This is a genomic window from bacterium, assembly GCA_037143175.1.
Lineage (GTDB): Bacteria > Verrucomicrobiota > Kiritimatiellia > CAIKKV01 > CAITUY01 > JAABPW01.
The window spans coordinates 18,293-44,267 of the sequence record JBAWZF010000007.1; the positions used below are offsets into that span (position 1 = coordinate 18,293).

Consider the following 25,975-nt stretch of genomic DNA (forward strand, 5'->3'; position numbering starts at 1 on the left):
CTTTTTGACGTGAGGGATCGTACATTTGTCTTAGGAGTGGTGCTGGCGACCTTTTTTCTGGTTCTCCTGAACCTGCCGTCGTCGGTGTCATCTTCGTTGCGAGACTTCTTTCGGGGAGGCATGGCCACCTATCAGGGTGGGGTTACCCGCCTGCTATCACGTGTTCACAAGACTTCCGCCGCTGTTGGTAATATCGGTGACATCATTCAGGAGCGTGACCGACTGGACAAGGAGGTTACCGTGCTCAGGACTCAACTCCGGGGGGTGGAGGGGGTTTTGCGCGAAAACAATGAATTACGTGAATTGATGGGCTTTAAAAAACGACTGAGCGTTAAGACGGTGGCGTGTGCGGTGATTGCCCGTGATGATGGATATGGGTGGTGGCAGACCATGCGCCTTGATAAGGGACGGGACGAGGGGGTGGCGGCGGATATGCCCGTGATGACGCTGGAGGGCCTGGTGGGACGTGTGATTGAGGTGGGGGCACACACCTGCGATGTCCTGTTGATTTCAGACCGGGCATTCAAGGTGTCGGTTCGTTTTGAGCAGGAAGGTTCGTTCGGGATACTTCAGGGGGGCGGGATTTCGTTGCGTGGTGACCACAGTTTCGGGGTGCTTTGTAATCCCCTTCCATCCGAGGTGGATTATGTGAGGAAAGATTTGAAAATCAAACCAGGCGAATGGGTTGTGACGTCGGGCTTTGGCGGGGTATTTCCAGCAGGGCTTGTGGTAGGGCGTGTGGTCAGTATGAGTATGGATGAAACGGGGCTTTATCAGGTTGCTGAAGTGGCGCCAGCTGCCGATATGGCCCGGCTTCAACATGTATTAGTGGTGACGGAACCGTGAGATCATTCAAATGACAGCCGCAATCATGATTTTTTTATTGCTGGGGGGGGGGCTTCTGCAAAGCCTTATGCCCGCGTCAGCGGTACTGGGGCTTGCCAAACCGCCGTTTTTGATGGCCGTGTCGCTTTATTATGCTTTGGCTCATCCGCGGGGGACTGCAGTGCTGGCGGCCATTCTGGCCGGGGTTATTCAGGACTCGATGAGCCTTTTGCCCCTGGGGTATTCGGCGCTTTGTTTTGTGATATTCGGGGTGATATTGGCGGAGACACGCGAGAAGTTGTTCGGAGATAGTTTGTTTACGGTGGCCATATTGGGCGCCAGTTTGGGTGCTTTGACCACCTTGGGATTGTTTCTGATGTTGAGCCTTAACTCTCTGGCGGACTCCATCCCATTCTGGTGGGTGGCACTCAAGATGGGGGGCACGGCATTACTGGGTCTTGGTATTGCTCCGTTGGTGTGGTGGGTGGCGGCTACGCTTGAACGCCACGTGGGGTTAACGTATGTCGGTGAGAGATAATATGGCAGCAGGTGAAACCATTCTTATGGAATTGAAGCGCATCCGGCTAGTGCTGCTGGTCATGCTGGGCCTGTTGTTTCTGCTGGCTACATTGCTGTTTGATATCCAGGTTTCACGGAGGCCGGAGTTTGAAGCCAGTTTACATAAACAAAGTTTGCGGCGGATCCGTTTGCCTGCACCGAGGGGGCGGATATTTGACCGGAATCAGGTGTGTCTGGCCGATAACCAGCCTTGTTACTGCCTGGCTTTCAATTTGGAAGATCTTCGTCAGCCCGGACGGTGGAAGAATACAGTGGCGGAGGTGCAGCGCCGGGTCGGGGAGCTCAAGGGACTGATGGGGCGAAAAGCCATCATTGACGAAGCAGATATTTGGAGCCATATCCAGCGCCGTCTCCCGTTACCGCTGGTGGTTTGGCGGAGTCTGGATCCTGCGGCGCTGGCGCGACTTTCAGAGTCTTCGGTGAATATGGCGGGGGTCGAGATTTATGTGGAGCCCAATCGCGTTTATCCCAATGGGGAATTGGCGGCTCATCTTCTGGGGTATGTGGGAAAGACGGACTTCTCCGGGGCGGAGATGGCTGGGTTTCAGTATTATCTTCCGGAGATGGACGGAAAAATGGGGTTGGAGCGCCAGTTTAATAAACATGTCATTGGCGAGCCTGGGGAGCGCCTGGTGCGTATTGACGCATCGGGGCTCAAACGTGCAGAGCGAATCGACAAGGAGCCGATACCTGGTGCGAATGTGATTCTGGCAATCGATAGCCGGATTCAAGCCTTAGCGGAATTAGCCATCCGAGATGTTCCTGGTGCTGTGGTGGTGTTGGATCCTACTAATGGGGATGTGCTTGCCCTGGCGAGTTCTCCGACGTTTAATCCAAATCAGTTGATGCCTGTTTTTCCGAAAGCGCTATGGGATCAGCTTAATTCTGACCCCTCCAAGCCCATGTTGAATAAAGCGGTGGCTGAAGTGTACGCGCCCGGGAGTATCTTCAAGCCGGTGACCGCCTTGGCGGCCTTGAATATGGAGGCCGTTTCTGCCGCCCTGACAGTGGATTGCCCCGGTTACTTTATGATTGGGAATAAAGCCATGAAATGCTGGAACCCCAATGGACATGGGGTGGTGGATTTACGGCGAGGGATTGAGCAATCGTGTAATACGTATTTTATTACCATCGGGCTGAAATGCGGGAATGATGCCATCTCTGATCTGGCGAAATTGTTTGGCCTGGGGGAGAAGACGGGTATCGAACTTGATCGTGAGGCTGCCGGGGTTGTGCCTACGCCGGAGTGGAAACAGAAATACTGGCACGAGGACTGGCGGAATGGCGATACCTGTAATTTTTCAATCGGACAGGGAGCATTAGCCGTGACCCCCTTGCAAATGGCGGTGGTGGCGGCCACGCTTGCCAATAGCGGGGATGTTTTCCGTCCGCGTTTGGTACTGGGCTTACAGGACACGGCCGGTCTCTCTATTACAAATTATCCTGCGACGTTGGTACGGCATTTGCCGCTCGATCCGGCGGCGATGAGGGCGGTACGAAACGGAATGCACGATGTTATCATGGCTCCCACCGGAACCGGGAAGCGGGCCGCCATCCCCGGAATTGAAATGGCGGGGAAGACGGGCACAGCGGAGTATGGAGAGAAAGAAGACCGGAAGAAGCATGGGTGGATGATCCTGTTTGCCCCTTATGACAAGCCGCGTTATGCCGTTGCCATGGTGGTGGATGATGCCGTCTCCGGGGGATTCACCGTAGGACCACGACTCCATGACCTCATGATGGGGATTTTCAAGGTGTCTGAAGGTCGGCGGGAGGTGGATGGGTGAGGGAATTCCTTCAACAGTTTCATCTGCTGCGTCGCATGAACTGGATCATGCTCCTGATGATTATCGGTTTGATGGCCGTGGGCGTTTGCTTCATCTACAGCGCGACGTCAATGCGGGAGGATTCAACCGTGGATTTGTACGTCAAACAGATTAAATGGGCGCTTGCGGGCATGGTTTGTTATCTCGGGGTAACGCTTTTCGACTACCGGCGGTTGCGTGACGTGTCTTGGATGTTTTATATCGTGGCCGTGATCTTGCTGGTGGCGGTGTTGTTTTTTGGAACGCGTATCTACGGCGCCAAGCGCTGGTTGATGTTTATGGGGGTGGGTGTGCAGCCATCGGAAATTGGCAAACTCGCCGTGATTACCCTGAGTGCCTGCCTGTTGAGCCCTGCGGCAGAGAAGTTTGACCGCTTGCCGTCCATGTGGCGGTTGTTCCTGCTGGCAGCAATTCCCATGGTGCTGGTGATGAAAGAACCGGATCTGGGAAGCGCACTTGTGTATCTGCCTGTGGTGGTGGCAATGTTGTTTGTGGCGGGGGCCCGCATCAAGCCTCTGGTACTACTGGGGGGGGGTGGAGTGGCGGCTGTGATGCTCGTGCTTGCGGCGGTAGCGCTGCCGGAGCAGATGGGAATGACGCCTGAGCATCAGGAAAAATTTTTTCATGCCATCCGGTTGAGCGAATATCAGCGAGACCGGATTGAGGTGTTTTTGCAGCCTGGAAAAGATCCGATGGGCACGGGTTGGAATAAGCGGCAATCCGAAATAGCTGTGGGTTCAGGGGGGCTTACGGGTAAAGGGTACTTGGGCGGAACGCAGAATATTCTGGGTTTCCTGCCGCGTACGGTGGCTCCGACGGATTTCATTTTTTCGGTTATTACGGAGGAATTGGGTTTTTTGGGAGCTTTAGGCGTGTTGACGATGTATGGTGGGCTGGTGGTGTGCGGTTTATATGCTGCCATGATGGCGCGCGATAAAATGGGACGGGTGTTGTGTGTGGGTATTGTAATGATGGTATTCACGCATGCTTTTGTAAATATGGCAATGACCATTGGGGTGTTGCCAGTGGTGGGGATCCCTCTGCCGCTGGTCAGCTACGGTGGGACATTTATGGTAATTACTCTGTTTGCTTTAGGTTTGATTCAAAGTGTGTATGTGCGACGGCCGGGATTGTGACCGTTGTCAGGAAAGGATGTGCTGAATGTTTGGATTTCGTTTTGGAAGAAAGAGTTTTAAGCGGGAGATTGTGATTAATGCCGAGAGTCTGGAGACCCGTGTGGCGGTTCTGGAGAACGGTAAACTGGAGGAGTTCCAGGTTGAGCACCCCACCGAGGAACGGATTGTGGGGGGGATTTATAAAGGGGTGATTAAAAACCTGGAAGATGGGTTGCAGGCCGCTTTTGTGGATATTGGCCTTAAGAAAAATGCATTCCTGCATTATTGGGATATGATTCCGGAAGATGCAGCCCGCCTGGAGGCGGCGGAGGATATCACGATCAGAAATATGACGAAGAAAAAACGTCATACAAGCGCGGAAATTGCCCGAATGTTTCCCATCGGTTCTGAAATTGTGGTTCAGGTCACCAAGGGGCCGATCAGCACCAAAGGGCCGCGGGTAACAGCAAACCTGAGTATTCCGGGGCGGTATCTGGTGATGTTGCCCGGTAGTAATTTAAAAGGTGTTTCGCGTAAGATTGAAGACGAAAAAGAGCGGCAGCGCCTGAAGAAAGTGCTGGCCCGGCTTCCCACGCCCGAGGGTGTTGGCTTGATTATCCGTACGGCCGGCATGGGCGCCCAGCAACGCAGCTTCGTTCGCGACATGCGGGCGATGGTGGATGTGTGGGGAGAGATTAGTCGCGGGATCCGGGAGACACCGGCCCCGTGCTGTTTATATGAAGAACTCGACCTTGTGGAGCGCGTGGTGCGGGACTGGCTGACAGAAGATATTGACCGCATTGTGGTGGATGATCCGCTTAAGGTGGAGCGTATTAAAGATCTGGCCTCGAAAATTTCGCGGCGTGTCCGGTCCCGCATTCAGCAGTACGAGGGGGCGGCTCCGATCTTTGACCACTTTAATATCGAACGCCAGCTTGAAAATGCATTTGCCCGCAAGGTGATGCTGAAGTCAGGCGGATATATTATTTTCGAGGAGACCGAGGCGCTGATTTCCGTGGATGTTAATACTGGCCGGCACAAGGGGGCACAATCCCAGGAAGATGTGATATTCGAAGTTAACACGGAAGCGGCTGAGGAAGTGGCGCGTCAGCTCAGGTTGCGAAATGTCGGCGGGTTGATCGTGGTTGATTTTATCGACATGAAGCAGAAGAAAAACAGAAACGCCGTATATAAAACGATCAAAGACGCCCTGCATCGCGATAAGGCCAAGACCAATGTTCTGCAAATTTCCCATCTTGGATTGCTGGAAATGACCCGGCAGCGTGTGGATGAGGGCGTGCTCTCCTCCATGTTTGTGGATTGTCCGTATTGCAAGGGCAAGGGGAGCGTGAAGTCGCCGCTTTCCATGAGTGTTGAGATTCAACGCCAGATCGTGGCTGTGATGCGCCGGTTTAAAGATTCAGGCCAGAACCGGAAATTACAGATTGTCGTTCACCCCACGGTGTTGGAGCGGTTGCGTAAAGAGGATGAAGCCGTTCTTGTTAATTTAGAAAGCAAATTTGCGGGCTTTTTGAGCTTCAGGGCTGATCCGGGGCGCCATGTAGAAGATTTTGATGTCCGGAATGCGGAAACCAGCGAGATGTATTTTACCACCATTTCAAAACCAGCAGAGTCCCGTCCGGGCTGATTTGGTGGAGTGAAATTGAGTGGAGAATAAAAAAAACTAAAAAGAATTATAATCCTGTTGACAGTAAATCAGCGTATGGTAGATTTTGCGGTCTGTTTTTGGGATGAGTCCATAAGTTGAGTGTGAATTACTTGGCAGGGAGCGAATTTCCCGTTGTCGGATTTGATGAAGGCAACAGGAAGTCGTCTTTTTGTGTTTGTTGGAAGCTAAGGTGGAAAAATCGCGAGGCCCCCGTAGCTCAGTTGGTAGAGCACGTCCTTGGTAAGGACGAGGTCAGCGGTTCGATCCCGCTCGTGGGCTCCATAATTTTGAATGACCGGATTGGCTGGTCAAAGTGGAACTGAAAAAGAGAATAAACTAGGAGTACGACTATGGCGAAAGAAACGTTTAGCAGAACCAAGCCGCATGTGAATGTGGGTACGATCGGGCACGTTGACCATGGCAAGACCACCTTGACGGCGGCCCTTACCTATGTTCAGTCGTTATGCGGGTTGAGCACATATATCAAATATGATCAGGTTGCCAAGGCCTCAGAGTCTCAGGGGCGTCGTGATCCGACCAAGATTTTGACCATTGCGACATCGCATGTTGAATACAGTTCGGTTAATCGCCATTATGCGCACGTTGACTGTCCGGGTCATGCTGACTATGTTAAGAATATGATTACCGGTGCGGCTCAGATGGATGGCGCCATTCTGGTGGTGAGCGCGTCTGATGGACCGATGCCTCAGACCCGTGAGCACATCCTGCTTGCCCGTCAGGTCGGTGTGCCCAAGGTTGTCGTGTTCCTGAACAAGGTTGATACCGTTGATGATCCTGAATTGCTGGATCTTGTTGAGCTCGAGATTCGTGAATTGCTGAGTAAGTATGATTACCCCGGCGACGATACCCCGATCATTCGTGGTAGCGCCTTGGGTGCGATCAAGGCGACCACGGCGGATGATCCTGCGTGTCAGTGCATCAAGGACTTGATGAACGCGTTGGATACGTTTATTCCGGAACCTGTCCGGGTTATTGACCAGGCGTTCCTGCTTTCGATCGAAGATGTATTCTCGATTGAAGGTCGTGGTACCGTGGTAACCGGTCGTATCGAGCGTGGTATCATCAAGGTCGGCGAAGAAGTTGAAATCGTCGGGTTGAAGCCTACGGTTAAGACGATTGTTACCGGCGTCGAGATGTTCCGCAAGTTATTGGATCAGGGACAGGCTGGTGATAATGTCGGCTGTCTGCTTCGTAGCACCAAGAAGGAAGATGTTGAGCGCGGCCAGGTGTTGGCTAAGCCTGGTTCTATCACTCCTCACACAACGTTCAAGTGCGAAGTTTATGTGTTGAGCAAGGAAGAGGGTGGTCGTCACACCCCGTTCTTCAAGGGTTATCGTCCTCAGTTCTACTTCCGTACCACGGACGTGACAGGCGACATTACGTTGCCTGACGGTGTTGAGATGGTGATGCCAGGTGATAATATCAGCATGACGGTTACGCTGATTGCACCGATCGCCATGGAGAAGTCCATGCGTTTCGCTATCCGTGAGGGTGGCCGTACGGTGGGTGCCGGTACTGTGTCTGAAATTCTGCAATAATTAATCGTCCGGCTGAGGTCGGACAATTTTGTCCGGGCGGTTCGCCGCCCGTACACTTAAGGATGGTTTGAAATGCCGAGGGAACTGGTCACTCTCGCTTGTACCGAGTGCAAGCGGCGTAATTATACGACTACGAAGAACAAACGGCTTACTCCGGATCGTATGGAGATAAAGAAGTACTGCCGATTTGAGAAGAAGCATACGGTGCATAAGGAGACCCGTTAAGGGTTTGCCAGATATAGGCCAGTAGCTCAATTGGCAGAGCGCCGGTCTCCAAAACCGGAGGTTGGGGGTTCGATGCCCTCCTGGCCTGCCAAATCAGCACGGAGTAATCTAGTGAGCAAAATAGGCGATAGCTTTCAGAAGGTTCAGTTCTTTCTTGCGGATGTGAAGAATGAGCTGCGTAAATCGACCTGGCCCACCCGTGGGGAATTGGTTGAGTCGACCGTGGTGGTGATTCTGTCAGTTGTATTATTTGCGGTTTTTATTGGTCTTTGCGACGTGGTTTTGAGGCAGGCGATTGGCTTGCTGGCGCGTCACTAACTTTATAGCAAGTCCGGGGTTTTCATGAGTGAAAAACAATGGTTTGTGCTTCATACGTTGACTGGCCAGGAGGCGAAGGTCAAGGAAAGCATTGAGCGTCGCCTGGACAAGGAAGAGATGCGCGCCTATGTGGATCAGGTATTGATCCCTACGGAAAAAGTGTCTGAGACCAAAAAAGGGGTTAAGAGTGTCATTACGCGGAAGTTTTTCCCGGGCTATGTCCTCGTAAGTATGTCCCTTTATGGTGACGATCGTAAAGTGATTGAGACCGTTTGGTATTTTATTCGCGAAACGCCGGGTGTGATTGGATTTGTTGGTGGAGATCGGCCGGCGCCTCTCCGGCCCGATGAAGTAGAACGGCTCCTGTTCCAAGTGGAAGAGAAGAAAGAGAAAGTTAAGCCGAAAGTGATTTATGACCTGGGTGAGACGGTCAAGATTACGGATGGCCCTTTCATGAATTTTACAGGAACTGTGGATGAAGTGGATGCGGATCGCGGGAAGCTTAAGGTCTCGGTTGCGATTTTTGGTCGCACGGCACCCGTGGAACTGGAGTACTGGCAGGTTGAGAGGCAATAAGCCTACGGATTTGCGGGTTTCTCGCTAAATCAGATGTCGAGGGAAAGATATGGCAAAGAAAGTAACAGGAAAAATCAAGCTGCAGATTCCCGCCGGGCAGGCGAATCCGGCACCCCCAGTCGGGCCGGCACTTGGCCAGCACGGGGTGAATATCATGCAGTTTTGTAAGGAATTTAACGCGGCCACGCAGAATAGTGCTGGCTTGGTGATACCGGTGGTTATAACCGTTTACCAGGACCGCTCATTCACGTTTATCACGAAGAGCCCGCCCGCCTCATCTTTGTTGAAGCGGTCTGCAGGATTGGCCAAGGGTTCAGCCCAGCCGAACCGCGACAAGGTTGGCAAGGTGACGCCCCAGCAGGTGCTGGAAATTGCGCGCCAGAAGATGAACGATCTGAATGCGACAGACGAAAACCACGCCGCCCGCATGATTGAGGGGACGGCTCGCAGCATGGGAATCGAGGTAATTCGTTAGCCATGGCGACGCACGGAAAAAAATATCGTAAGGTGGCAGAAAAGACTGAAAACAAGGTTTACACCGCGTTAGAGGCCATCAGCTTCCTGAAGGCAAATAAAATTGCCAAATTTGATGAAACCGCCGAACTCGCAATTCGGCTTGGTGTGGATACCAAGAAGACAGATCAGACTGTTCGTGGCACCGTTGCGCTGCCGCATGGAACCGGTAAAGTTGTACGTGTCGCTGTTTTTGCAGCAGGTGCGGCGGCGGATGCGGCTCGGGCGGCTGGTGCAGATTTCGTGGGTAACGACGATCTAATTGAAAAGGTCAAAGGGGGCTGGGTTGATTTTGATATTGCGATCGCGACACCCGATGCCATGAAGGAAGTCCGCAAGCTAGGAAAGGTCTTGGGCCCTCGTGGTCTCATGCCTAATCCGAAAACCGGAACAGTCTCGGATGATACCGCTTCTGCGGTTCGTGAGAGCAAGGCCGGGCGTGTGGAGTATCGGATGGATCGTAACGGTAACGTGCAGGTTCCCTTTGGGAAGCTGTCTTTCGATGCCGCCAAGCTTCTGGATAATGTCAATGCTGTGATTGCGGCGGTCGCGTCCGCTCGTCCGGCTGCGGCGAAGGGTGTCTTTATTAAACGTTGTACGCTGAGTTCCACGATGGGGGTTGGCCTCCGCGTTGATGTGCGTGAGTAACGAAAAGGTTGGGTTCAATGAGACCAGAAAAACAATCAATTCTAGGGGAAATTACTTCCCAGGTGAACGATTCAACCTTTGTTTTTGTCGCGGATTATCGCGGCATGAAGGTAGAGCAGTTCTCTGAACTTCGCCGGAAACTCGGCAAAGTGGGTGCGCGGATGCAAGTGGTGAAAAACCGTTTTTTGCGTCTGATCACCAAAGAAAAGGGATGGCAGCATCTGGATACGTCACTGAAGGGGCAGTCAGCCATTGTGACGGGGTCAGATGTGGTTCAGGCAGCGAAGACGATTAAGCAGTTTTGTTCTGCGAATAAGTTGCCTGTTGTGAAAGCAGGGGTAATGGGGAATGTGATCTTGACATCCTCTCAGATCGATGACCTTGCAGAACTGCCTCCTCGCGAAGTGTTGTTGAGTCAGTTGGTGGGTACTGTGGCGGCTCCGCTTACGCGCTTGGTTGGCGTGCTGAAGCAAAAGGTGTCATCCATTGTGTACGTGTTGAAGGCAATTGAGGACAAAAAGAACGCAACGAAGTGACGTTTGAGTGTAGTTGATTAGGAAGGGAGATATACCATGTCTGAAGAAATCAAGTTGGATGCGAAAATGGAAGAGATTGTTAAGGCTGTTGAAAACATGACCGTTTTGGAGCTCTCGCAGCTCGTGAAGGGTCTTGAACAACGTTTGGGTGTTACGGCATCTGCCCCGATGGGTATGATGGCGGCAGCTCCTGCTGGCGCTCCTGCGGCAGCTGCGGCAGAGAAAACCGAATTCAATGTCATTCTTGCGGCCGCTGGCAGCAATAAAATTGGTGTTATCAAGGAAATCCGTGGCATTACTGGGCTCGGCTTGAAGGAATCCAAGGACCTTGTCGAAGGCGCTCCGAAGTCCGTTAAAGAAGGTATTACCAAGGACGAAGCCGCCAAGATCAAGGAACTCCTTGAGAAGGCTGGCGCGACCGTCGAAATCAAGTAACCCTGTTTCAGGGTGGTGTGTTACGACGGGCGGTCGATTGGCCGCGGTGTTGGTGTCCTGGAAACCCGGTGCAACAGGTGCTTGGATATGGTAGAGAGAACAAACTTTGGAAAACTAGTTGAAGTAATCGAGCCGCCTAATCTGATAGAAATACAGACGGCGTCGTATAAGGATTTCCTTCAGCTTGACATTGCCCCTGGCGCCCGCAAGCCCATGGGGCTTCAGGTGGTATTCAAGGAAGTTTTCCCCATTGATAGTTATGATGGGCGCTACGCACTTGATTTCGTAAAATATGATTTCACCTTACCCAAGGCGGATCCTTACGAAATTTTGCGTGACGGACAGACATTTGCAGGTACGCTTCATGTCACGTTCCGGTTGAAGGATGGCGAGGAAATTCGCGAAGAAACCGTATATATGGGCGAAATTCCGCTTATGACTAAGCAGGGTTCGTTCGTTATCAACGGTGCAGAGCGAGTAATCGTCAGTCAGTTGCATCGCTCTCCAGGTATTTGTTTTGAGCAGTCGGTTCACTCCAGCGGCAACATGTTGTACTCCTTCCGCATTATCCCGGATCGCGGATCGTGGGTTGAAGTACAGTTTGATGCATCCGACTTGCTCTGGATCTATATGGATCGTCGTCATCGCCGAAGGAAGTTTTTGGCGGTTACCTTTTTGAGAGCTCTGGGGTATGGATCGGATGACGATTTGTTGTCCTTGTTCTATACGTTCCGCAAACTCAAAATGAGTGAAACCAGCAGTGCTGAGAAGCTGGTTAATCTGGTATTCCGTGAAGATGTGATTGATGTCGATTCCCAGACCGTTCTGGCTCGACGGTATGAGCCTCTCTCTGAAAATGTGTTGGCTCAGATGAAGGCGGCTGGGTTCAAGGATGTTGATGTCGTTGATGTGTCTTGGGATTCCGGAATCATGCTGAAGAGCATTAAGGAAGACCCGACGCATTCCATGGATGACGCGTTAAAGGACATCTATCTACGTTTACGGCCAGGTGATCCCGCTACGGTCTCAAATGCGCGTCAGTTATTGAAGCGTCTATTCTTTGATGTCCGTCGTTATGACTTGGGCCGGGTGGGCCGGTATAAGATCAATCAAAAATTAGACGGTGAAATCAAGGATGCTATCGGCCTTATCGAGACGATCATGACTCGTAAGGATGCCAAAGAGAAGGATGCCTTCATTACGGTCACCGATGAGGAGCGACTTCGCACCTTGACTCCTGATGGTAGTGATTTAATTGCGGCGATACGCTACTTGATCAGTATCCGTAACGGTCAGGGAATGGTTGATGATATTGATCATCTCGGAAGCCGTCGGTTGCGCACCATCGGTGAATTAATTGAAAATCAGTGCCGCGTTGGTTTGGCCCGTGCAGAGCGCTTGGTTCGTGAGCGAATGACGCTATTTGATCCCAACACCGGGACATTGACGCCGCAACGTTTGGTGAATCCAAAAACCCTTTCTGCGGTGGTGAAAGACTTCTTTGGCCGAAGCCAGCTGAGTCAGTTTATGGATCAGACTAATCCATTGTCTGAACTTGCTCACAAGCGACGGTTAAGCGCGTTGGGCCCGGGAGGCTTGAGTCGTGAACGTGCTGGGTTTGAAGTCCGTGACGTTCATAGCAGTCATTATGGCCGGATTTGCCCCATTGAAACACCTGAAGGTCCTAATATCGGATTAATTTCGTCATTAGGAATCTATGCCCGTGTTAATGAATATGGCTTTATTGAGACGCCTTACCGCAAGGTAAGCAATGGCTGTGTCTCCGATGAGGTTGAATATCTCAGCGCTGATCGCGAAGAGAAATTTATTATTGCCCAGGCCAATACTCCGCTGGATGCACGTAGCCGAATGGCGCGTGAGGCCATTGCTGTTCGGCATAGGGGTGAATTCCTTGAGGTTCCCAAGGAAAAAGTCGATTACATGGACGTTTCTCCGAAACAGGTGGTTTCGGTTGCGGCCGGATTGATTCCCTTTTTGGAGCATGATGATGCAAACCGTGCTTTGATGGGTTCAAACATGATGCGTCAGGCTGTGCCCCTCATGGAGACCGAACGCCCATTCGTTGCAACAGGACTCGAAGATCGAATCGCTCGCGATTCCGGGGTGCTGTCGTTGGCTGAAGAGCCCGGCGTGGTAACGTATGTGTCGGCCAATAAAATTGTGGTGACCAACGATAAGAGCGGCAAGAAAAAAGATGCGGATCGGGTCTACGTCCTGAATAAGTTCATGCGTTCCAATGCGGGAACGTGTGTTAATCAGAGACCGGTTGTCAGTGTGGGGCAGAAAATTCGCATGGGCGATGTCCTGGCTGATGGGCCTGCGACTCGGGACGGTGAATTAGCGATTGGTCGTAACGTTCTGGTTGGGTTTATGCCCTGGTGCGGTTACAACTTCGAAGATGCGATTTTGATCAGCGAGCGCGTGGTGCGCGAGGATGTCTTTACTTCTGTCCATATTCAGGAATTTGAAGTGGGTGCTCGTGATACCAAGTTGGGCCCTGAAGAAATTACGCGGGATATTCCTAATGTTGGCGAGGAAGCGCTTCGGAATCTCGGTCCTGATGGAGTGATTCGGATCGGTGCTGAGGTTAAGCCGGATGACATTCTTGTCGGCAAAATTACGCCCAAGAGTGAAACTGAATTGGCCCCTGAGGAGCGATTGTTGCGGGCTATCTTCGGCGAAAAAGCAGCAGATGTTCGGGATACCTCGCTAACGGTTCCTAGTGGAACCTATGGGATCGTGATGGATGTGAAGGTCTCGGCTCATGTGGATATTGCTCGCGAGAAGATGACGCCCACTGAACGTAAGCGGCAGGCTAAAAATGTAACCCAGGAACAGGCTGGCAAGAAACAGGAACTGATTGATCAGTTGACTGAGGCGCTTAGCAATATTCTGTTGGGTGAAAAGATTCCGTTGGATGTGGTGAATATTGATTCAGGCGAAATCATTATCCCGGCCAATCGCAAAATCACTAAAACATTGCTTCGTAAATTGGCCAACGAAAGCGCGCATATTGCGATTGAAAGCAGTCCGATTCAGATCAAAATTCAGGAGATTATTGCTGAACATCAGCAGAAATTTGTTGAACTAGAACATGAGTTTGAGAATGCGATTGATCGTCTGGAAAGTGGCGACGAAGTTGATCAGGGTATCATCAAGCAGGTTCGGGTTTATATCGCTAGTAAGAAAAAGCTTTCTGTTGGTGATAAAATGGCCGGACGTCACGGAAACAAAGGTGTTGTCGCTCGGATCCTTCCGGAAGCGGATATGCCATTTCTTCCCGATGGAACCCCGGTCGATATCGTCCTGAATCCTCTGGGTGTGCCTTCTCGTATGAACGTCGGACAGGTTCTGGAGACTCATCTGGGATGGGCCTGCAAGATACTTGGGCTCTATGCCAGTACTCCGGTTTTCGATGGTATTTCTGAAAAGCGTATCCATGACTTAATGAGCGAAGCAAAGCTTCCCTCGGATGGAAAAACCCAGCTATTTGATGGACGAACGGGTGAGCCGTTTGATCAACGGGTTGTTGTGGGTTACATCTACATGTTAAAATTGCATCATTTGGTAAGTGATAAGATTCATGCCCGTGCCGTGGGCCCCTATTCTCTTGTGACTCAGCAACCTCTGGGTGGTAAGGCGCAATACGGTGGACAGCGACTCGGTGAAATGGAAGTTTGGGCGCTTGAGGCCTATGGTGCCGCCTATGCTCTGCAGGAATTATTAACTGTCAAGAGTGATGATACCACTGGACGGACGAGGATTTATGAATCCATCGTTAAAGGTGAGAATGTGCTTGAGGCGGATCGCCCTGAGTCGTTCAACGTCTTGATCAATGAGTTAAGAGCTATTGGTTTGGATGTTCGTGCTGAAGCGAAGGAAAAACGAGTTTAACGGAGGCGGCGGTAACGCTGAGTCACCTATGTCGGAACGTACCTTTACAAATTCTGCCGCCCGCGAGCGGCTTGGGATGCCCCTTATGGAGGGGTTTGATTCCGTAAATATCTCATTGGCATCTCCGGAAACAATCCGGGCGTGGAGCCATGGGGAAGTTAAGAACCCGGAGACCATTAATTACCGTACTTATAAGCCGGAAAAGGGTGGTTTGTTCTGTGAGCGAATATTCGGACCTACTCGTGACTGGGAATGCAGTTGCGGTAAGTACAAGCGCATTAAGCACAAAGGGGTAATCTGCGATCGTTGCGGGGTGGAAATAACCCAGTCACGGGTCCGCCGGGAACGCATGGGGCATATTGATCTTGCAGTGCCTGTATCTCATATTTGGTTTTTCAAATGTACTCCCAGCCGGCTCGGTTTGGTTCTTGATATGACGGCCCGGTCGCTCGAGCGCATTCTCTATTATGAAGATTATGTTGTCATTGAACCAGGGGATACGCCGCTTCAAGAAAAGCAGCTTCTGAGTGAGATGGAATATCGGGAAGCTCAGGATAAGTACAGTGATGCTTTCGTTGCCAAAATCGGCGCTGAAGCTGTCCGTGATCTGATGAAGAAATTGGATCTTGAAAAGGCTATGGTTGAACTTGATGCGCAAATGGAAACGACGCGCAGCAAGCAAATCAGGAAGAAGATTTCCAAGAGAATGAAGGTTCTCGAGGGGTTCTTGACAAGTAATGCCCGTCCTGAATGGATGATTTTTGAAGTGATGCCTGTGATCCCGCCGGATTTGAGGCCCTTGGTTCCGCTTGAGGGCGGGCGGTTTGCCACATCGGATTTAAATGATCTGTATCGGCGAGTCATCAATCGCAACAACCGGCTTAAGAATTTGCTTCAGCTGAAAACACCTGACGTCATTATTCGTAATGAAAAACGCATGTTACAGGAAGCTGTGGACGCGGTTATTGATAATGGCCGTCATGGTCGCGCCGTCACCGGAGCAGGCAATCGCCCGCTGAAGTCTTTGAGTGATATGCTCAAGGGTAAAGGTGGCCGTTTCCGTCAGAACCTTCTTGGGAAACGCGTGGATTATTCCGGGCGTTCTGTGATTGTGGTTGGCCCTGAGCTCAAGCTTCATCAGTGCGGATTGCCGAAAAAGATGGCCCTCGTTTTGTTCGAGCCGTTTATTATCCGTCGCTTGAAAGAGATGGGAGTTGCTCATACCGTTCGCTCAGCCAAGAAGTTGATCGACAAGCAGTCCGATGAGGTTTGGGCGATATTGGAAGAGATTACGCGGGACAAGACGGTTATGTTAAACCGTGCTCCTACCCTGCATCGTCTCAGCATTCAATCGTTTGAGCCCACTTTGGTTGAAGGGGAGGCTATTCAGGTTCATCCTCTCGTGTGTACGGCTTATAACGCTGACTTCGATGGCGATCAGATGGCGGTGCATGTGCCTCTTTCCATTGAGGCTCAGATCGAGTCCCGTCTGTTGATGCTTTCACCGCACAATGTGTTCTCGCCTTCAAGCGGAAGACCGGTGATGACGCCCACACAGGACATTGCCTTGGGGATTTATTATCTTACGTCTTCAGCGCAAAAAGATCGCATTAAGGAAGCCCGTCGTAAAAAAGAAGGTAAGGCCATTGAGCAGGAACGCCTTCCGATTTTTTCCGAAGCCAGTGAGGTTCGTCTTGCGTATGATGATGGTGCGTTGAAGATTCACCATCGGATACGATTTAAAAATCCAGATTTTCAACGTAAGACGGTGTTCGGAGATGTTAATTCTAAGATGCTTGTGACGACGGTGGGTCGCGTCTTCTTTAATGAAATTCTACCGAGTACCCTTGGGTTTGTAAATCGGTGTTGCGATAAGTCGTTCCTGGGTAAATTGATTTGGCATTGTTACCGTGCAAGCGGGAACACTGAAACCGTGCGGGTTCTCGATAGTCTCAAAAATATCGGGTTTGAGCACGCAACCCTGGCTGGAATTTCAATTGGTCTGTCCGATATGATCATCCCAATTGAAAAGGAAGAGATTATTGCCAGAGCGCACAAGTCGGTGGCTGAAGTGGAAAGTCAATACCGGCGCGGTATCATTACCGATGGTGAGCGTTACAATAAGATCGTGGATATCTGGACGCAGGCCACTGACGAAACGTCTACGGCCATGTATCGCGCCATTGAAGAGAATGGCGATAGCGATGAGGCTAATCCGATCTTTATGATGGTTGATTCCAAGGCTCGTGGTAGCCGCCAGCAGATTCGGCAGTTGGCCGGTATGCGGGGTTTGATGGCCAAGCCGTCTGGTGAAATTATTGAGCGCCCGATTGTTTCGAATTTCCGGGAAGGCTTGAGCGTTCTGGAGTATTTCATCAGTACTCACGGAGCGCGTAAGGGATTGGCTGATACCGCGCTTAAAACTGCTGATGCAGGATATCTGACCCGTAAGTTGGTTGATGTGGCTCAAGATGTGAGAATTATTGAGCAGGATTGCAATACCCTTAATGGTATCGAAGTCAAGGCGATCGGTGAAGGCGATGAAAACATGGTGTCACTGGCGGACCGTTTGAAAGGGCGTACTGCGCTCAATGATATTGTCAATCCGGTGACGCGCGAAGTGATTGTTCCGGCAGGTGGACTGATTGATGAAGTGGTCGCCGACGTTATCATGAACGCTGATATCGAGAAGGTCAGGATCCGGAGTGTACTGACCTGTGAATCAAAACGTGGTATCTGTGCGAAGTGCTATGGGCGGGATTTGTCAAATGGCAATCCTGTCGAAATCGGTACGGCTGTTGGTATTATTGCCGCTCAGTCGATCGGTGAGCCCGGTACACAGTTGACCATGCGTACCTTCCATATTGGTGGTACCGCCAGCGCCGTGTTCAAGCAGCCCCATGTCATCTCGAAGCATGATGGTACCATTCAGTACATCAATATGCGTACCGTTGTGAATGAACAGGGAAGCTTTGTAGTATTGAACAAAAACGGTTCAGTATGCGTATTTGATGATACCGGTCGAGAAGTGGAACGACATTCGATTGCGATCGGTGCGCTCATCTCGGTGGCAGATGGCGGACGCGTCAAGAAAACGCAAAGTTTCATTGAGTGGGATCCGTATAGTGTGCCGATTCTGGCCGAGAAGGCGGGCTCGGTGCATTTCCAGGGATTCATTGAAAATGTGACCGTTAAGAAAGATGTAGATCAGTCGACCGGGCTGATGGGAACCGTTGTCCTTGAGCATAAAGAGGATTTGCATCCGCAGATCGTTGTAACTCATGGCCATAATGAGCCTGCCTCTATCTATAATATTCCTGCCGGCGCCCACGTCATGATCAAGGACGGCAAAAAAGTCACCGCGGGTGAAGTGCTTGCCAAGACGCCTCGTAAGGAGTCTAAGACCAAGGACATCACCGGTGGTCTTCCTCGTGTGGCGGAACTTTTTGAGGCTCGACGTCCCAAGGATGCTGCTGAAATTGCGAAGATTGACGGAATTGTTGATTTTGGAGCGAATCAACGCGGACGGCGATGTCTGCTTATTCGCGATTCCGTCACCAATGATGAAGAACAGCATCTGATCCCGATGGGAAAACATATTGTTGTCTATAAAGGTGACTATGTGCAAAAGGGCCAGCAATTAACAGAAGGGCCGATTGTGCCTCAGGAAATTCTGGAAATTTGCGGACCGCAAGAGCTTCAGGAATATCTTGTTAATCAGGTGCAGGAGGTGTATCGGCTGCAGGGTGTTGAGATCAATGACAAGCATATTGAAATCATCGTCAGGCAGATGTTGCGCAAGGTCCGGATTACGGATGCCGGTGACACCGATTTCCTCTGGGGTGAGCAAGTTGAAAAACAGGCTTTTCAGGAAGTCAATGCGAAAGCGTCGGCAGAAGGAAAGCGTGCGGCAGAGGCTTCTCCCGCTCTTCTGGGGATTACGAAGGCAGCCTTGGAAACTGAAAGTTTCATTTCGGCGGCCTCGTTCCAAGACACTACGCGTGTCCTTACGGAAGCGGCTACCTTGGGACGTGTTGATACCTTGTACGGATTTAAAGAGAACGTGATCATGGGGCATTTGATACCTGGCGGGACAGGCTTCCCTATGTTCAGGAATATAAAATTAGTGCCCTTGGCGGAGCCAATTCCTGAAGAGGATCTGCGCCAGGAGAGTGAAGAGTTAAAGAAAGCCAAGGAGCTTCTTGGATAACGCTTGACAAGAAGGCGATGCTTAGGGCATCTTTATACGCTTTGCGTTTGAAGGGATAACAAAAATTTATGCCAACGATTAATCAACTTGTAAAATACGGACGTAAACAGGTCCGATATAAAAGCAAATCACCTGCGCTGAAGAATTGTCCTCAGCGTAGAGGGGTATGTCTCTCAGTTAAGACGCAGACGCCTAAGAAGCCGAATTCGGCGTTACGTAAAGTAGCGCGTGTTCGTCTGACAAACGGCGAGGAAGTGACGGCTTACATCCCTGGCGAAGGGCACAATTTGCAGGAGCATAGTGTTGTGCTTGTGCGTGGCGGGCGTGTAAAGGACTTGCCTGGTGTTCGCTACCACATTGTTCGTGGGACTTTGGACACATTAGGCGTTGATGGACGGCACAGGGGCCGTTCCAAATATGGCGTCAAAACACCGAAACAAGCGTAGGATGGCGCAAGATCATGGGACGAAGACGAAGAGCAGTACGGCGGACGGTTGACCCGGATCCGAAATTTAACAGCGAGCTGGTTGGCCGGCTCGTCAACCACCTGATGAAGGTGGGGAAAAAATCGGTTTCGGTTAATATTGTATACGATGCCTTGAAAGTCATTCAGGAGAAACATCCTGATGGCGATCCACTTGAGATCATTTTAAGGGCAATTAGCAATGTGAGTCCGAAAGTCGAAGTCAAGTCGCGCCGGGTGGGTGGGGCGACGTATCAGGTGCCGGTTGAGGTTTCGCCTGATCGCCAAGGGGCTTTGGCCATGCGTTGGATTATGCAGTATGCCAAGACGCGAAAAGGTGTTCCGATGCGTCGGGCTTTAGCGCAAGAGATTTTGGATGCATATGCCGAACAGGGAAATGCGATCAAGAAACGCGATGAAACGCATAAGATGGCGCAAGCGAATAAAGCTTTTGCTCATTATCGATGGTAGTGGTTAAAAATTGATAAATCCCGTCGGCCTCTCGAGCGGCGGGACTTGTTTTGTTTAGTAGACGAAAATGGAAACTGTATTGGAACAGAATAAACAAAGTGGAGCGGCAGGGGAGTCCCGTCAGCGTGAAGCTGCGGATCGCCTCAAGCCGTTATCTGCTGTTCGCAATATCGGAGTCATTGCCCACATTGACGCAGGCAAGACTACGACCAGCGAACGTATTCTGTTTTATGCAGGACGTGTGCATCGTATGGGAGAGGTGCATGACGGAACTGCGGTTATGGACTGGATGCCGCAGGAAAAAGAACGTGGCATCACCATAACCAGCGCGGCGACCATGTGTTTTTGGCGAGATCATCAGATTAATCTCATAGACACCCCGGGGCATGTGGACTTTACCGTTGAAGTTGAGCGATCGTTGAGGGTGCTTGATGGTGCTGTTGTTGTATTCTGTGGTGTAGGTGGCGTTCAGCCGCAGTCTGAAACGGTTTGGCACCAGGCGGATCGGTATCATGTACCCCGGATTGCTTTTGTCAATAAAATGGATCGGGTCGGGGCTAATTTTGGCGCCGTAGTTGAACAGATTCGAACGCGGCTTGGGGCATTGCCGGTACCGATTCAAATTCCCTGGGGCAGTGAGGAGAATTTTGCGGGCATTGTTGATCTGGTCACGATGCAGGCGATCTCTTTTGATGAGACCACCTTCGGATCCACTCTGAAATATCTACCCATTCCCAGCGAAATAGCCGTTGATGCCGAGCGTGCGCGGGCTAACATGATTGAAGTGTTGGCCGAGCATGACGAGCAGGTGCTTGAGGCCTATCTTGAGTGTCCGGATGTGTCTTCTGAGATTCTCAAGGCGGGGTTGCGTCGTGCCACCCTGGCTCAGAAAATTACGCCGGTTTTATGTGGTTCATCGCTGCGCAATAAAGGGGTTCAGAATTTACTTGATGCGGTTGTCGAGTTTCTCCCTTCGCCGCTGGATGTCCCGCCGATTCAGGGGGAGCATCCCAAAACCAAGGAATTGGTGACGCGTGAGGCCGATGATTCGGCACCTCAAAGTGCATTAGTTTTTAAATTAATGAGTGATCCCTATATGGGGCGGATGGCTTTTGTTCGCGTCTATTCGGGGCAGATCAAGCAGGGCCAGAATGTTTTTAACCCTCGGACGAAGAAACGTGAGCGGGTGATGAAGCTGGTTTTCTTGCATGCCGATGACCGTAAGGATGTGGATGTCATTCATGCTGGTGAAATTGGTGCGATTATCGGACTGAAGACGGTGACGACAGGGGATACACTTTGTGCTGAGAACATGCCTGTTGAGCTTGAGCGTATTCGTTTCCCGGAGCCGGTTATATCAATGGCTATTGAGCCAAAGTCCCAGGCCGACCGGGATAAATTAATTGAAGCTTTAAGCGCGCTTTCAGCCGAAGATCCTACTTGTGTAGTTTCGAAAGATGCGGATTCCGGTCAAACCCTGTTGAGTGGAATGGGTGAGTTGCATCTTGAAATTTTGAAAGACCGTATGTTTCGTGAATTTAAAGTCCAGGCGAATGCCGGTCGTCCAATGGTTTCATATCGGGAAACCATAACCGCCAGGGGACATGGGACATGTCAGTTTGATCGTGAGATCGGGGGCCAGCGGCAATTTGGAGAAGTAGTTCTTGATGTCGAACCTGCGGAACGGGGTTCGGGCGTCGAGGTGAAATTTGAGGTTCCTCAGAATCGCATTCCTTCAGCCTTCCGGGCCAGTGTTGAAGAAGGAATTCGTGATGGGTTGACAACAGGCGTCCTTGCCAACTATTCGTTGGTGGATGTAAAGGTGCGAGTGGTGGGCGGAGATTTTCGCGATCAGGAATCCACGGAGATGGCATTCAGGACTGCGGGAGTTATGGCATTGCGGGATGCGGTTAAGGGCGCAAAACCAGCAATTCTTGAGCCCATCATGTCTCTGGAGATTATACTTCCAGCAGAGCATCTGGGTGATGTGCTGAACGATGTGAGCGCCAGGCGCGGCCATGTTCAGAATATGGTTGGGAAAGAAACTGTGCAGGTAATCCATGCGCGGGTTCCGTTGGCGGAACTTTTTGGTTACTCTACTGCTATCCGGTCATTAACCCGGGGGCGTGCGAGTTACACTATGGAGCCGGCCTGTTTTGATGTGGTGCCGGAGGCGATACAAAAGCAACTTCTGGAACGGTGAGTGAATGATGGAAAAGCAACGAATACGCATACGTTTGAAAGCCTACGACTATCGGGTACTGGATCAGTCAGTGTCTGATATTGTAGAGACGGCAAAAAGGACGGGAGCCCGGGTCGTTGGACCGATTCCCATGCCCACGCGCATTGAAAGTTATAGTGTCAACCGAAGTGTTCATGTCGATAAAAAATCGATGGAACAATTTGAAGTTCGCACGCATAAACGGTTGTTGGACATTGTGGAGCCGACGGCAAGAACGGTGGATGAGCTGAAGAAGCTCAACATGCCGGCCGGCGTAGATATAACGATCAAGATTTAAGCAGGTAGCCATGCAAGGGATACTCGGAAAAAAAATTGGAATGACGAGAGTTTTTGGTGACGAAGGTCAGCAAACTCCCGTTACAGTAATTGAGGTGGGCCCATGTGTGGTCGTTCAGCGAAAGACAAAGGGCTGCGACGGCTATGATGCGCTCAAGCTTGGGTATGATGATGTGAAAGCATCGCGTGCGAATAAACCCCATAACGGACAGTTTACGGCTGCAAAGGTTACGCCTAAGCGTTTCTTACGCGAGTTTCCCGTGACTTCCAGTGATGAAACCAAGGTGGGTGATACCATCACGGCTTCAATTTTGGAAGGCGCCTTGTTTGTCGATGTCATTGGAACGACAAAAGGCCGTGGCTTTCAGGGCGTTGTGCGTCGGCATGGGATGGCTGGCGGTCCGATGACCCATGGTGGTCATTCTAAGCGTCGCGTTGGGTCCATTGGTTGTCGTTCATATCCCGGCCGTGTTCATAAGGGTAAGCGCATGCCTGGCCATATGGGCAATGTGCGGGTAACAACGCAAAACTTAAAAGTTGTTCAGCTCCGTGCCGGAGAGAATTTGATCCTTGTGAAAGGGGCGATTCCCGGGCCGGTTGGGGCGATGGTTGAAGTACGAATAGCCTTGAAGAAGACGAAGGCAGGGCAGGTGAAATGAGCAAGCTTTCAGTCTATGATATGAAGGGATCCTCGTCGACAAAAGTTGAATTTCCAGATGAACTGTTGACGACCAAAGGGCAGCAGGCCGTTCATGATGTAGTCATCGCCTATCAGGCTGGCATACGCGCCGGTACGGCTGACACTTTAGGAAAAGGGGCTGTAGCCGGGAGTAACAAGAAGCCGTGGAAGCAGAAGGGGACAGGGCGTGCCCGTGCGGGTTACCGTCAGTCGCCCGTGTGGCGCGGTGGTGGTGTGGCCCACGGTCCGCATCCGCGAAGTTATGCCAAAAAAGTTCCACACAAAGTGGCGCAGTTGGCCTTCCGTCGAGCCTTCAGTGACCTGGTGCGCGAGGATCGTATTCGGGTATTGGATCAGCTTTCATTTGCAGAGCCCAAAACGAAAACTGCGGCTGCACTGCTTAAGGCGCTTGGATTGAATAAGGGTGCACTGGTGGTGGTTGACACGCTTGACAAAAATTTGTTGTGCGCCCTTCGCAATATAACCAATGTTGAAGTTACCACCGCAAAAGATGTTAGTACGTTTCAGTTGATTCGTTATCCTGTAACGGTGTTAACGCGTGCCGGTATGGATGGGGTGCGTTCGCGGCTTGAGGGTGAAGCAGGGAGGAAATCATGAAAAATGCGCTTTCAGCGGTGCGAGGCCTGCATATCACCGAAAAGGGGACATTGCTAGCCGCTCAGAATAAGTATCTTTTTAAAGTGGATCCGGCAGCCAATAAGCTGGAAATTAAAATGGCTGTAGAGGACTTTTTTAAGGTCAAAGTGGTCAAGGTCAACACCATGAACTATGATGGCAAGAAACGCCGGGAGCGGACGCTTCATTATGGCAAAAAAGCCGATTGGAAGCGTGCCGTAGTAACCTTGAAGGATGGCGATAAGATCGATTTGGAATAGGAAGCACACGACATGGCGCTTAAAAGTTATAAACCTACGACGCCGAGCTTGCGTAATACCAAGCTCTCCACGTTTGACGAAATTACAAAGAGTAAGCCCGAACGTTCGTTGACTCGGGCTCAAAAATCTCAGGCGGGACGTAATTCTGCCGGCCGGGTAACTATCCGGCACCGCGGTGGTGGACATAAGCGGAAATTCAGAATTATTGATTTCAAACGGAACAAGATTGGGATCACGGCTAAGGTTCAGGCGATTGAATATGATCCGAATCGTTCTGCCAATATAGCTTTGTTGGCCTACCGCGATGGCGAAAAGCGTTATATCCTGGCTCCCTTGGGACTGGAAGTTGGCGCGATTGTCATGGCGGGTCCAGATGTGGAACCTGTGACGGGCAACATGATGCCGCTCTCGAAGATTCCGCTTGGCCTGTCGATACATAATATCGAACTTACTGTCGGAGGCGGGGCGCAATTAGTGCGGAGTGCAGGCCAGACGGCTCAGTTGATGGCCCGTGAGGGTGGATATGCCAGCGTGAAGCTGCCGTCCGGTGAAATCCGGCTGATTAATGTCAATTGCATGGCGACAATTGGGCAGGTGGGTAATATTGATCATAATGGCGTTAAGCTTGGCAAGGCTGGGCGCAAGCGCTGGAAGGGGATTCGTCCGACCGTTCGTGGTGTGGCGATGAACCCGGTGGATCACCCGATGGGTGGTGGTGAAGGTCGTACGTCTGGCGGTGGTCACCCAGTGACGCCGTGGGGTCAGCTCACGAAGGGCAAGAAGACTCGGGCGAAACGTAAGGCGTCGAAAAAATTTATTCTTAGTCGGAGAAAGTAAACCATGGGCCGTTCACTTAAAAAAGGGCCGTTTGTTGATGAAAAGCTGCTGGAGCGTGTGGAGAAGATGAACCGTGCAGGCGAGAAGCGCGTTGTCAAGACGTGGTCGCGCCGCTCCATGATTGCGCCCGAATTCGTCGGGCACACGCTGGCTGTTCATAACGGGAAATTGCATATGCCGGTCTATATTACGGAGTATATGGTCGGTCATCGGTTGGGTGAATTTGCGCCCACACGAATTTTCCGGAAACACGGAACGCATACGGATAAAACTGTGGCGAAGTAACTGAATGAGAACGCTCAGCCTTAAATGGCGGCTTGGCTCCTTTAGTGTTGGCTTTTTTATATGGATTGTGGTTAATTCACCGGCTTCGTCAGAAGATGCCGGAAAAGCTGAACTGAATGAGGGTATCAAAAGCCAGGTACGGAATCTGAGTGAAGCATTGGTTGCTGCAAAGATTGAGATTGATTATTTAAAAGCGAGGCTTGAAACCCGAGCTTGTGAGGCGGAGGATGCGACCGGTGTGTTGCCGGGCGGATCTGCGACGTTGAGGGAAAAGAACTATCTGATTTTGGATGTTAACAAAGAGTTGGGCATGGTAATCCTCAACGGAGGGCATCGAGACGGGGTAAAGCCTGGGTTGATGTTTGATGTGATAAATGGGGATCATTCCGTGACGACGGTTCGAGTTGTGGATTCGCGTTGGGCCATCGCTGGTGCGGTGATTCAAAACATGAGCCGGAAGTTACCCAAAGTTCAGGATCGGGCAGTTTTGGCAGCCGGATCGAAGAACTAGGAGCGAGTTAATGGAAGTTAAAGCAATAACCAAATATGTTCGGTTGTCACCGCGGAAAGCGCGTGATATGGCTCGGGCGATCCAAGGTATGCCTGTGGCTGAAGCGATTAAAAAGGTTGAATTCAGTGAGCGTAAGGCGGCGAAGCAGTTGGAAAAGACCATTCGTTCGGCTGTAGCAAATGCTGAAAACAATGCCAAGCTATTGGCTGACGATCTGCGGGTTAAAGAGGCCACGATTGGTGAAGGGCCTGCGATGAAACGCTTTTGGGCGAGATCGCGCGGCATGGTGAGCCGAATTCGGAAACGGACTAGCCATATTACGATCGTGTTGTCGGATGGAAAGTGACCGGTAAATACCGGATGACG

At 51.2% G+C, this 25,975-nt stretch carries 26 protein-coding genes and 2 tRNA genes; all 28 read left to right on the forward strand.

Features of this window, described 5'->3' with window-relative positions:
- Nucleotides 1–9: 9 nt before the first annotated feature.
- The 28 genes from mreC (at nucleotide 10) to rplV (ending at nucleotide 25,955) form a co-directional block, all read left to right on the forward strand.
- Nucleotides 10–846, forward strand: coding sequence for a rod shape-determining protein MreC (gene mreC / locus WCI03_04260; GenBank protein ID MEI8139063.1), 837 nt, complete (start codon nucleotides 10–12; stop codon nucleotides 844–846).
- A 10-nt stretch (nucleotides 847–856) separates the two neighbouring features.
- Nucleotides 857–1,363, forward strand: coding sequence for a rod shape-determining protein MreD (mreD, locus tag WCI03_04265; GenBank protein ID MEI8139064.1), 507 nt, complete (start codon nucleotides 857–859; stop codon nucleotides 1,361–1,363).
- Between the two features lies 1 nt (nucleotide 1,364).
- Nucleotides 1,365–3,191 (forward strand): penicillin-binding protein 2, encoded by a 1,827-nt coding sequence (mrdA, locus tag WCI03_04270; protein MEI8139065.1) that lies wholly within the window; start codon nucleotides 1,365–1,367, stop codon nucleotides 3,189–3,191.
- Nucleotides 3,188–4,366 carry a rod shape-determining protein RodA gene (gene rodA, locus WCI03_04275; GenBank protein MEI8139066.1) on the forward strand — a complete coding sequence of 393 codons (1,179 nt, stop codon included), beginning with the start codon at nucleotides 3,188–3,190 and terminating at the stop codon, nucleotides 4,364–4,366. The genes mrdA and rodA overlap by 4 nt, the downstream gene beginning before the upstream one ends.
- A gap of 25 nt (nucleotides 4,367–4,391) precedes the next feature.
- Nucleotides 4,392–5,993, forward strand: a complete 1,602-nt coding sequence (locus WCI03_04280) for an Rne/Rng family ribonuclease (GenBank protein MEI8139067.1) — start codon at nucleotides 4,392–4,394, stop codon at nucleotides 5,991–5,993.
- A gap of 227 nt (nucleotides 5,994–6,220) precedes the next feature.
- A tRNA-Thr gene (locus WCI03_04285) sits at nucleotides 6,221–6,296 on the forward strand.
- Between the two features lie 68 nt (nucleotides 6,297–6,364).
- Nucleotides 6,365–7,573, forward strand: coding sequence for an elongation factor Tu (gene tuf / locus WCI03_04290; protein MEI8139068.1), 1,209 nt, complete (start codon nucleotides 6,365–6,367; stop codon nucleotides 7,571–7,573).
- A 72-nt stretch (nucleotides 7,574–7,645) separates the two neighbouring features.
- Nucleotides 7,646–7,798: a 50S ribosomal protein L33 gene (gene rpmG, locus WCI03_04295; protein MEI8139069.1), complete on the forward strand. Its 153-nt coding sequence runs from the start codon at nucleotides 7,646–7,648 to the stop codon at nucleotides 7,796–7,798.
- A 15-nt stretch (nucleotides 7,799–7,813) separates the two neighbouring features.
- Nucleotides 7,814–7,889: transfer RNA gene (locus tag WCI03_04300), tRNA-Trp, on the forward strand.
- Nucleotides 7,890–7,909: 20 nt separating this feature from the next.
- Nucleotides 7,910–8,116, forward strand: coding sequence for a preprotein translocase subunit SecE (gene secE / locus WCI03_04305; protein MEI8139070.1), 207 nt, complete (start codon nucleotides 7,910–7,912; stop codon nucleotides 8,114–8,116).
- A 24-nt stretch (nucleotides 8,117–8,140) separates the two neighbouring features.
- Nucleotides 8,141–8,692 (forward strand): transcription termination/antitermination protein NusG, encoded by a 552-nt coding sequence (gene nusG, locus WCI03_04310; protein ID MEI8139071.1) that lies wholly within the window; start codon nucleotides 8,141–8,143, stop codon nucleotides 8,690–8,692.
- A 49-nt stretch (nucleotides 8,693–8,741) separates the two neighbouring features.
- On the forward strand, nucleotides 8,742–9,167 hold the full coding sequence (gene rplK / locus WCI03_04315) for a 50S ribosomal protein L11 (GenBank protein ID MEI8139072.1): 426 nt from the start codon (nucleotides 8,742–8,744) through the stop codon (nucleotides 9,165–9,167).
- Between the two features lie 2 nt (nucleotides 9,168–9,169).
- Nucleotides 9,170–9,853 carry a 50S ribosomal protein L1 gene (gene rplA / locus WCI03_04320; GenBank protein MEI8139073.1) on the forward strand — a complete coding sequence of 228 codons (684 nt, stop codon included), beginning with the start codon at nucleotides 9,170–9,172 and terminating at the stop codon, nucleotides 9,851–9,853.
- A gap of 17 nt (nucleotides 9,854–9,870) precedes the next feature.
- On the forward strand, nucleotides 9,871–10,389 hold the full coding sequence (gene rplJ, locus WCI03_04325) for a 50S ribosomal protein L10 (GenBank protein MEI8139074.1): 519 nt from the start codon (nucleotides 9,871–9,873) through the stop codon (nucleotides 10,387–10,389).
- 36 nt (nucleotides 10,390–10,425) lie between these two features.
- On the forward strand, nucleotides 10,426–10,824 hold the full coding sequence (gene rplL / locus WCI03_04330; GenBank protein MEI8139075.1) for a 50S ribosomal protein L7/L12: 399 nt from the start codon (nucleotides 10,426–10,428) through the stop codon (nucleotides 10,822–10,824).
- Nucleotides 10,825–10,911: 87 nt separating this feature from the next.
- Entirely contained in the window at nucleotides 10,912–14,739 is a 3,828-nt protein-coding gene (rpoB, locus tag WCI03_04335) for a DNA-directed RNA polymerase subunit beta (GenBank protein ID MEI8139076.1), read from the forward strand.
- 76 nt (nucleotides 14,740–14,815) lie between these two features.
- A complete protein-coding gene (rpoC, locus tag WCI03_04340; protein MEI8139077.1) occupies nucleotides 14,816–18,949 on the forward strand; it encodes a DNA-directed RNA polymerase subunit beta' in 4,134 nt (1,377 codons plus the stop codon).
- Nucleotides 18,950–19,017: 68 nt separating this feature from the next.
- Complete coding sequence (rpsL, locus tag WCI03_04345) at nucleotides 19,018–19,395, forward strand: 30S ribosomal protein S12 (GenBank protein MEI8139078.1); 378 nt, start codon at nucleotides 19,018–19,020, stop codon at nucleotides 19,393–19,395.
- Between the two features lie 14 nt (nucleotides 19,396–19,409).
- On the forward strand, nucleotides 19,410–19,883 hold the full coding sequence (rpsG, locus tag WCI03_04350) for a 30S ribosomal protein S7 (GenBank protein ID MEI8139079.1): 474 nt from the start codon (nucleotides 19,410–19,412) through the stop codon (nucleotides 19,881–19,883).
- A 67-nt stretch (nucleotides 19,884–19,950) separates the two neighbouring features.
- On the forward strand, nucleotides 19,951–22,086 hold the full coding sequence (gene fusA / locus WCI03_04355) for an elongation factor G (GenBank protein MEI8139080.1): 2,136 nt from the start codon (nucleotides 19,951–19,953) through the stop codon (nucleotides 22,084–22,086).
- 7 nt (nucleotides 22,087–22,093) lie between these two features.
- The gene (gene rpsJ / locus WCI03_04360) at nucleotides 22,094–22,402 is read left to right on the forward strand and encodes a 30S ribosomal protein S10 (protein MEI8139081.1); all 309 of its coding nucleotides are present in this window, start codon (nucleotides 22,094–22,096) and stop codon (nucleotides 22,400–22,402) included.
- A 10-nt stretch (nucleotides 22,403–22,412) separates the two neighbouring features.
- Complete coding sequence (gene rplC, locus WCI03_04365; protein ID MEI8139082.1) at nucleotides 22,413–23,060, forward strand: 50S ribosomal protein L3; 648 nt, start codon at nucleotides 22,413–22,415, stop codon at nucleotides 23,058–23,060.
- On the forward strand, nucleotides 23,057–23,698 hold the full coding sequence (gene rplD / locus WCI03_04370) for a 50S ribosomal protein L4 (protein ID MEI8139083.1): 642 nt from the start codon (nucleotides 23,057–23,059) through the stop codon (nucleotides 23,696–23,698). The genes rplC and rplD overlap by 4 nt, the downstream gene beginning before the upstream one ends.
- Nucleotides 23,695–23,976, forward strand: coding sequence for a 50S ribosomal protein L23 (gene rplW, locus WCI03_04375; GenBank protein ID MEI8139084.1), 282 nt, complete (start codon nucleotides 23,695–23,697; stop codon nucleotides 23,974–23,976). Before rplD ends, rplW begins: the two co-directional genes overlap by 4 nt.
- Before the next feature lie 12 nt (nucleotides 23,977–23,988).
- Complete coding sequence (gene rplB / locus WCI03_04380) at nucleotides 23,989–24,813, forward strand: 50S ribosomal protein L2 (GenBank protein MEI8139085.1); 825 nt, start codon at nucleotides 23,989–23,991, stop codon at nucleotides 24,811–24,813.
- 3 nt (nucleotides 24,814–24,816) lie between these two features.
- Nucleotides 24,817–25,098: a 30S ribosomal protein S19 gene (gene rpsS / locus WCI03_04385; GenBank protein ID MEI8139086.1), complete on the forward strand. Its 282-nt coding sequence runs from the start codon at nucleotides 24,817–24,819 to the stop codon at nucleotides 25,096–25,098.
- Nucleotides 25,099–25,102: 4 nt separating this feature from the next.
- Nucleotides 25,103–25,609 carry a hypothetical protein gene (locus tag WCI03_04390; protein ID MEI8139087.1) on the forward strand — a complete coding sequence of 169 codons (507 nt, stop codon included), beginning with the start codon at nucleotides 25,103–25,105 and terminating at the stop codon, nucleotides 25,607–25,609.
- A 10-nt stretch (nucleotides 25,610–25,619) separates the two neighbouring features.
- A complete protein-coding gene (gene rplV, locus WCI03_04395; GenBank protein MEI8139088.1) occupies nucleotides 25,620–25,955 on the forward strand; it encodes a 50S ribosomal protein L22 in 336 nt (111 codons plus the stop codon).
- Nucleotides 25,956–25,975: the final 20 nt, after the last annotated feature.